At 33.9% G+C, this 7,902-nt stretch carries 7 protein-coding genes, 1 rRNA gene and 1 riboswitch; of the genes, 5 read left to right on the top strand and 3 right to left on the bottom strand.

What is annotated here, in order from left to right:
- The first annotated feature begins 115 nt into the window (after positions 1-115).
- Positions 116-232 (top strand): 5S ribosomal RNA (gene rrf, locus F8153_RS14770).
- Between the two features lie 278 nt (positions 233-510).
- Positions 511-681, top strand: a complete 171-nt coding sequence (locus tag F8153_RS16250; protein ID WP_192929843.1) for a hypothetical protein — start codon at positions 511-513, stop codon at positions 679-681.
- 52 nt (positions 682-733) lie between these two features.
- Here the strand turns inward: F8153_RS16250 and F8153_RS14765 are convergent, their stop codons facing one another.
- Positions 734-1,435 (bottom strand): cell wall-active antibiotics response protein, encoded by a 702-nt coding sequence (locus F8153_RS14765; protein WP_151867131.1) that lies wholly within the window; start codon positions 1,433-1,435, stop codon positions 734-736.
- A 107-nt stretch (positions 1,436-1,542) separates the two neighbouring features.
- Positions 1,543-2,172, bottom strand: a complete 630-nt coding sequence (locus tag F8153_RS14760; protein WP_151867130.1) for a GNAT family N-acetyltransferase — start codon at positions 2,170-2,172, stop codon at positions 1,543-1,545.
- A 135-nt stretch (positions 2,173-2,307) separates the two neighbouring features.
- Positions 2,308-2,434, bottom strand: a riboswitch (cyclic di-AMP (ydaO/yuaA leader).
- A 177-nt stretch (positions 2,435-2,611) separates the two neighbouring features.
- On the opposite strand from F8153_RS14760, the gene F8153_RS14755 reads away from it, so the two are divergent.
- The 3 genes from F8153_RS14755 to F8153_RS14745 are packed head-to-tail and all read left to right on the top strand — an operon-like array spanning position 2,612 to position 6,145.
- Entirely contained in the window at positions 2,612-2,818 is a 207-nt protein-coding gene (locus F8153_RS14755; protein ID WP_151867129.1) for a hypothetical protein, read from the top strand.
- Positions 2,819-2,860: 42 nt separating this feature from the next.
- Positions 2,861-3,853: a 2-oxoacid:acceptor oxidoreductase family protein gene (locus F8153_RS14750; protein WP_151867128.1), complete on the top strand. Its 993-nt coding sequence runs from the start codon at positions 2,861-2,863 to the stop codon at positions 3,851-3,853.
- Between the two features lie 12 nt (positions 3,854-3,865).
- Positions 3,866-6,145 carry a thiamine pyrophosphate-dependent enzyme gene (locus tag F8153_RS14745; RefSeq protein ID WP_151867127.1) on the top strand — a complete coding sequence of 760 codons (2,280 nt, stop codon included), beginning with the start codon at positions 3,866-3,868 and terminating at the stop codon, positions 6,143-6,145.
- A gap of 41 nt (positions 6,146-6,186) precedes the next feature.
- On the opposite strand, the gene F8153_RS14740 is transcribed toward F8153_RS14745, so the two are convergent.
- The gene (locus tag F8153_RS14740) at positions 6,187-7,497 is read right to left on the bottom strand and encodes an L-cysteine desulfidase family protein (protein ID WP_151867126.1); all 1,311 of its coding nucleotides are present in this window, start codon (positions 7,495-7,497) and stop codon (positions 6,187-6,189) included.
- Between the last annotated feature and the right edge of the window lie 405 nt (positions 7,498-7,902).

Genomic DNA, 7,902 nt, shown 5'->3' with positions numbered 1-7,902 from the left:
AAAATTAAAAAGAATAAAGTCTTTAAAACTACTAACTATTAGTTATTAACTATTAACTATCTTAGCTTGCATTGTGTAGTTTTGAGGGAATGATCTCTCAATTTAATAAAAATCATGCCGTAAGAATAGCGAAGAGGCCACACCTGTTCCCATCTCGAACACAGTAGTTAAGCTCTTCAGCGCCGATGGTACTTGGACCGCAGGGTCCTGGGAGAGTAGGACATTGCGGCATGATTTTTTTATTTTTTGAAAAAAATATAGATAGCTAAGAATAAGGTGTTAGCCTTAGTTCATTCCATAAATTGATATACAAAGGAAACGGAACTCCCTCGGCTAACCAAGTGACCGACACAAAATCAAAATTTCTGTCGTCTACTTATAACTAATTGACTAACACAAAATTATAGATTTTGGTTATCTACTTATAAATTATCCAAATAAAAGAAGGATTTTTTAAAAGAAGGTAGAAATTTATATAAAGAGTAAATCTCATTATAGGAAGTGAATTTTATGAAGGGTAAAATTATAGATTTAGAAGCTTATAAAATGAAAAAGCAGAGTAAAACAACATATAATGTATATAAAACAAATAGTAATAACGAAGAAGAAAGAAAAGAAACATTGGACTTATTTATTAAGGTTTTAGAAACAATGGAAAAAGAATCAAAATGTAAAGTATAAAAAACCCTTTCCTATAATGCATAAGAAAGGGTTTTTTAATTCCTTAAATTAATTATCGACTTTTAACATCAATGCCACCCATGATAGCTCTGCTATAAATTTTTATCGTTTTATTAGTGGGACCATCTAGAACTCGTTCTGCTTTAGTGGATGAAATTATGCCACCAGTAGATTTATCCAATAACTCAAGACCTCCTAGAATAACAGTACCTTGACAATGAACAGTTATATCTCTAGGAACAATGATATCTATACCACCCATAATAGCTGTTAAATCTAAAATAGTTTCTCCTTCTGGAATATCGGCTATAGTTAAGTCTAATTCAACTCCCCCCATGAAGGCAGTATAAGAACCACTTTCCAAAGCCCAAGGCTCTCTCTTTTTTTCAATACCCCCAAGGATTGCAAAATTGCTTTTGCCAACATTATGCTTGCCTGTCATAAGAGAAATACCTGCAATAATAATAATACTTGGCCAGAATAGCTTCCAGAATATTGATAGATCTATATCGAATAAGCCTGTATTTCGACCTAAAAACACCACACCTAAAAAAGCAATAATAATACCAGAAACAATTTCACCTTTACTATCTATATTAGTAACCAGGTTTAAACCTATTAGAATAAGTATGACTGGCCAGTAGATAGATATTAATTGAGAAACATCAAAATTTGTAATATCTAAATTGTTCAATAAAAAAGTTACTCCTAAAATAATTATTAATATACCAAAGATCCATCTAGAACGAAACATTACAAGTACCCCCTTAAAATATATGTATAATTAATATATATCATAAAATAGGCAAAATAACCATAATAATAGCTTCTATTTTATATAAATAGAAGCTATTTATTTCATTATACTGATTTATGGTATATTAAGTCAGTTAGTATTTGATTATTGTAATCCTCATAGCGAATTCCCACCAATTTATATTTCTGTTTATCTCGAAATGCTAATGAAGCCAAATTTGGTTGTGGGCTTATTACTGTTTCTGCCAAGATATTCATTATTCCATCCTCATAAAGATTATTAGTTAAATATTGATAAAGCTTACTGCCTATTCCCTGACCAGTTAGATGGGAGAGTATGGCAGTTTTATCAACTAAAACAAAACTGTTTATTTTGGTTAAATTAAATTCTGGATGCCAATATATGTCCTCTAGCCAGTTTTCATTATATTTTAACCATTGATCTTTAGTATAAGCCATCAAGAATCCAAGAAGTTTTCCGTAATACTCTGCTACATAAAAATGATTTAGTTCAAATATTTTTTCTAAGATATATTTCTGATAGAACTTAGGGTTAGAGGAGTAATCATCAACTAAGAAACCTTGTTTAGAATCCTTCCTACTTTTCCCAACAGAACAAGCAATTTGGTAGATATCATGTAAGTCTTTTGGTGTGGCCCTTCTAACTTTAACTTTTTCTGACAAGGGTGGCAATAAGGCATCGTTACTTTTAGAGTTCAAATTGGCTAAATCCATAAAAAATCCTCCTTCTTAAATATTCGCTTCATAAAATAAAAGAAAATAATAAGAGGAAGAGATAACAAAAATAATATAATGACTAATTGCCTTTAAAAAGACCATAGCATATATTTCAACAAAAACATGCTATCATCCTCCTCTTTCAACGCTTACGAGGTTAGCTGACGGATTCGGATCGAAAGAGTTGACCCTACCATAAAGGATTCACCCCAAAAAATTGGTTCCCCCGCTTCATATGAGAATTCAGCGTACAAAATGTATACCTTATTAAATTTTGTTACTATATTATATTATAAATAGAAAAAAATGTCAATTATAATTTTGTTTCTTGGAATTATAAAGGATTAAGGATTAAGGATTAAGGAATAATATAGAAGCTAATTGAAAATTATAGTTTTATATTAAGAATATAGCTTCTAGGAAAGGATTAGATGGTATGCAGAATGATGAAAATATAGAGGTATTAAATGATTTTCAAAAATTATATAAGGTGGGATTTAGATGTGTTTATTATGAGATTGACGAAGATATAGATTCTTTTACTGCCTATTTAAAGAATTTTGAAACTGAAAAAATAGAGATTTTACAATGCTCTACAGAAGAGGGTAACTATTTAATGAAGTACATAAATAAATTGAATTAAAGGAAAGATATAAGAAGCTAAAGAGATGTAAGGAGGTAAATTATGCAGAAGGTTAAATTACCCAAAGTTAACCAATTTGGATTTTTTGAGATCCGGTTGGAGAGCATTGGCGGATTAGGAGCTAATGTTGCAGGGAAAATTATAGCTGAAGCTGGAGTCGTAGGTATGGGTTTTAATGGATCTAATTTTGCCAGTTATGGATCGGAAAAAAAAGGAACACCGGTTAGTTCTTTTATTAGATATTGCGATGCTGATCGTCCGGTAAGAATAAATAGTCCTGTAGTTGAACCCCATATACTAGGTGTATTTCATGAAAACCTAGTAGCAAGATTACCTATAATGGCGGGTGTTAAACCAGATTCCATCATAGTAATAAATACGGATAAAAATCCTCATACAGCTAGAGAATATTTAAGGTTAGTTGGCGGACGAGTTATTACAGTCGATGCCATAAAAATAGCATATGAAGAAAAAGTAAGAATGAATTCAGTTATGATAGGTGCTATAACTAGGGCGATGGAATTCATGGATAAAGATGCAATGAAGGAAGCTATTAGAGAAACTTTAGGTAAAAAATATGAAAATCAATTAAAGGCAAATTTAAGGGGCTTTGAGGCTGGATATCAGCAAGTTGAAATTGCAGACTTTGACGAAGACGGAAGATTTCCTTTTATACCCTTTAAAGAATCAACTAGTCAATGGGGATATCTTAATGCCCCTATCGGCGGAGTTGTAATTGAAGCAGGAAGTAGCGTTATAAAAAATAACCAATCTAGTAGACAAGGAAAAATACCACTGTTTCATTATGATAAATGCATCCATTGCGGCATGTGCGAAACAACTTGCCCAGACTATTGCTTTAAATTTATACCAAAGGAAGATGAAAAAACTAATAAAGTGCAAATGTTTAATCAGGGCTTAGACTATCAATATTGTAAAGGCTGCTTAAGATGTGTGGATGTATGCCCTGTGGAAGCTTTGACAGAAGAGTTGGAAGCTGAACACGAAATAGAAAAAATATCAGTAAGGCTATAGAGGAGGGAGTTTATGAGAGAGCAAGAAACGGTATTTAAAAACGGAAATGAAATGGCAGCATTAGCTGCTTCCCACATGGACTTTCATGTTATGGGGTACTTTCCAATAACCCCCTCTACAGGCATATCAGAAGAGCTTAGTGTTAGAAAAGCAGAGGGCTTACATGATATAGTACTTATTCCTGCAGATGGGGAGCATGGAGCAGCTGGTATATGCTATGGAGCAGCTTTGGCAGGGGGAAGGGTTGTGAATGCTACTTCGGCCAATGGATTACTATATGCATTAGAGCAGTTACCCGTACAGTCAGGCACTAGAACACCTATGCTATTAAATATTGTTACAAGAACAGTTTCAGGTCCTTTAGATATTAAAGGAGATCATAGCGATATAATGTACACCTTAAACACAGGGTGGATTATTCTAATGGCAAAGGATCCTCAGAGGGTATATGATTTTAATATTATTGGAACGAAAATCGCTGAAGAGCAGGATGTAATGTTACCAGTTATGGTGGCTTTTGATGGATTCTTTACTAGTCATCAAAAAAGAAAAAATTATATCTTTAAAGACCAGTCTAATATAGCAGAATTTTTAGGGGAATACAAACCACCCTATACAGCAATAGATCCAAAAAATCCAGCTACCTTTGGTCCTTATATGAACGAACCAGATTTAATCAATAATAAAATACAATTAAGCAAGGCAATGGAGAGGGCATATGAAGCTGTTCCCAAGGTTATGAATGAATATGGTCGATTAACAGGCAGATACTATAATATTCTTGAAACTTATAAAATGGAAGATGCAGAGGCTGCATTATTTCTGTTAAATTCTTCTTTCGATACAGCGATGGAGGCAGTAGATATATTAAGAAAAGAAGGTAAAAAAGTAGGAATCGTATCTACAAACCTTCTGCGTCCATGGCCTAAAAAAGAAATCCAAGACATTTTTAAAAATGTGAAGGCTCTTTGTGTAGCAGATAGACAGGAAAGTTATGGGGCCCAAGCAGGAAATATGAGCATAGAAATAAGGGCAACATTAAAGGATGATTTAGAAAACAAAACCTTAGTATTTAGTCGAATTTATGGTCTTGGAGGTAAAGAATTTTATGTAGATGATGCTCTACAACTACTGAATGAAGCTTATAAAACCTCTAAAGATGGAAGAATTGAGAAGGCCTTCGATTATATTGGTGGATATGAAGGAAATAAGCATTATGAACCTAAAAAACATATTGAAAGTGTGGAAAGTCATTATTATGATAATGGTATAACGGTTGAAAAGGATGAAAAGAGTCAAAAGCTTGTTATAAAGGGAGTAAACACAAGAAACTTAACTGAGATGCCTAAAAGGGTAGCACCTGGTCATCAAGCTTGTCCCGGATGTGGGATTTTCCCAAATCTCAACTTATTTACAAAGGGTTTAAAGGGATATGTTGTATTTCTATTTCATACTGGATGTGGTATGGTTGTAACTACTGGATATCCTTACACTTCATATAGAACAACCTATATTCATAATCTTTTTCAAAATGGATCTGCTACTCTTAGTGGTGTTGTTGAAATGTTCCATGAAAGAAAACGAAGAGGAGAAATAGATCAGGATACCGAGATTACTTTTGTTATGGTTAGTGGTGATGGGGGCATGGATATAGGAATGGGACCAGCAATCGGAACTGCTTTAAGAAACCATAATATGATTATTTTTGAATATGATAACGGTGGATATATGAATACTGGATATCAACTATCTTACACCACACCTCATTTAGCAGAGAGTAAAACTTCAATAGTTGGCCCTGCCTTTGCAGGAAAAAGTACATTCCAGAAAAAAGGTGGAAGAAGCACCTTTCATAAGGATACACCCATGATAATGGCTGGAACCCATATACCTTATATAGCAACTGTTGCAGAATCTCATCCTGTAGATTATGTAAAGAAAGCTGCTAAGGCTCAATACGTAGCCCAAAATGAAGGGCTGGCTTATGTAAAGGCAATATCTGCTTGTCCTTTAAATTGGAAGAGCCCCCCAGAAGAGCAAAGGAGTGTTATTGGCAGAGCTGTGGAAAGCTGTTATTTCCCATTGTTTGAAATATATCATGGAATTACAACCATTACCTACGATCCTGAAAAATCTCAAAAGAAGATGCCAATTTCCAAATTCTTTGATAGAATGGGAATTACAAAGCATCTGCTAACAGATGATCATAAAGAAGAGCTTGATAGTATTCAAAATGAGGTAGATAGAAGATGGAATAGATTAAAGGCCCTAGATCAGCATCCTTTATTATAATATATTTAAAACCCCGTAGAATTTTTATCTACGGGGTATTTTTAGCATATTTCGCTTGAAATCTTGAATCGATTCTTTTCCATCATTACATCTAAAATCTCTTTATCTGTTTCAACCATTCCTGGAGTACCAATCCTGCCCATATTTTTTATGGTTTGTTCCACTGTTTCGGCAACAATTCCATTATCAGCTGGTACTATAATATTTTCTAAGGCAAGGTAAGCTGACTTAACGGCAACCCCTGCAGCAGTTGATAGTTTAAGAGAGCAGCCTATTTTAGCACCATCGCATATAACTCCTGTTACATCTGCAACCATATTTTTGATGCTTCCGCCTATTTGGTGGTAGGTACCCTCCATTAACCAAACTATAGAAGCGCTTGCCCCAGTTGCAGCAGCTACTGCACACCCACATAGGGCTGTAAGCTTACCTGTATAGGATTTAATATAAGCTGTTATAATATGGCTAATGGCCAATGCTTTAGCTAACTTTTCATCCTCTGAACTTAAGTATCTAGCAACAGCTACTATTGGTAAAATAGCAGTTAAACCATGATTTCCGCTACCAGCACTGCTCATTACAGGTAGTTGATATCCCGACATCCTTGCATCGGCACCAGAAGCTGTCAAACATACGGTTTGATGATATAAGTCATTGGTTAAAATGCCTTTTTTCATTCCCTTTAATAGACTTGCCCCTATTGCCAAACCCAATTCCTTTTCTAGACCAACATCAGCAATGTGTGTATTCATCCTTGCTCCTTCAAGCATAAACTTTATATCCTCAAAGGGAGTTCCCTCAATTACTTTTACAATTTCTTCTATAGAGGCTTGTTGTAATAATTTCATTTCTTCATAGCTGTCTTCTGGTTTAGCTTCTTTAGACAATATTACATGACCATTTCCCTCAATATAGCAAACCTCTGAATGACTATTCTTTATTTCACACTTTCCAATGCCTTTATCTGTATAAACTTCAGCATAAACATATAAGTTACCATGATTATTATCTATAGAGGTAGAAACTTTCCCTTCATCAAGTAGAGCTTCAGCCTTCTCTTTGGCAGTGGCATCAATAGATGATAAAACCTCTAGTTTTAATGAAGGGTCACCACCTATTGCTCCTAAAGCAGCAGCAATATCTAAACCTAACCTATTAACGCTAGGGATACCTACAGACATTCCATTTTTATAAATGTTAGGACTAACCCGTAGTGTTATTTTCTGCACCACCCCACCTACAGATCCTTTTGCGGTGGCGGAGGCAAGGGCAACAGCAATAGGTTCTGTACATCCTAAGGCTGGAACAACCTCTTTTCGCAGTATATTTATAATATGCTGCTTAGCTAACATAATAATCACCTCTTCATATAGTATAAATCAATGTTTATTTTTTTTATGATTATATCAATTTAAGTATATATTCTAGGTATATTACTGTCAAACAATAGACAATATAATATAGAAATATAATATAAAGGTTTATTATTGCTAGATTGATAGTAAGAGACTAGTTAAAGATTAATAAAAGGAAAAAATTGTGCATTAATATGCAATTGACACAGTACTAGATTGGTGGTATAGTATTAAAGTCGTCAACAACGAGACAGTTAAAAAAAAGAGAAGCATACAATAGTAAATGTAAATGTATATTTTAATATCTCTTAAAAAAATACGAAAAGTTGTTGACAAAGGTTTTTAAAAATGATATAGTAGTTAAGTCGCCACTTGATGGAGGTTGGGGGTAAACCCCTTGGA

The organism is Alkaliphilus serpentinus, assembly GCF_009017255.1.
GTDB lineage: Bacteria > Bacillota > Clostridia > Peptostreptococcales > Natronincolaceae > Alkaliphilus_D > Alkaliphilus_D serpentinus.
The sequence above is the reverse complement of the archived record's forward strand: the minus strand, read 5'-3'. Positions and strand labels throughout refer to the sequence as shown.

Bases quoted from the DNA above. Each gene is read 5' to 3' on its own strand.
- F8153_RS16250 (WP_192929843.1), top strand. From the start codon at position 511: ATGAAGGGTAAAATTATAGATTTAGAAGCTTATAAAATGAAAAAGCAG.
- F8153_RS14765 (WP_151867131.1), bottom strand. From the start codon at position 1,435: ATGTTTCGTTCTAGATGGATCTTTGGTATATTAATAATTATTTTAGGA.
- F8153_RS14760 (WP_151867130.1), bottom strand. From the start codon at position 2,172: ATGGATTTAGCCAATTTGAACTCTAAAAGTAACGATGCCTTATTGCCA.
- F8153_RS14755 (WP_151867129.1), top strand. From the start codon at position 2,612: ATGCAGAATGATGAAAATATAGAGGTATTAAATGATTTTCAAAAATTA.
- F8153_RS14750 (WP_151867128.1), top strand. From the start codon at position 2,861: ATGCAGAAGGTTAAATTACCCAAAGTTAACCAATTTGGATTTTTTGAG.
- F8153_RS14745 (WP_151867127.1), top strand. From the start codon at position 3,866: ATGAGAGAGCAAGAAACGGTATTTAAAAACGGAAATGAAATGGCAGCA.
- F8153_RS14740 (WP_151867126.1), bottom strand. From the start codon at position 7,497: ATGTTAGCTAAGCAGCATATTATAAATATACTGCGAAAAGAGGTTGTT.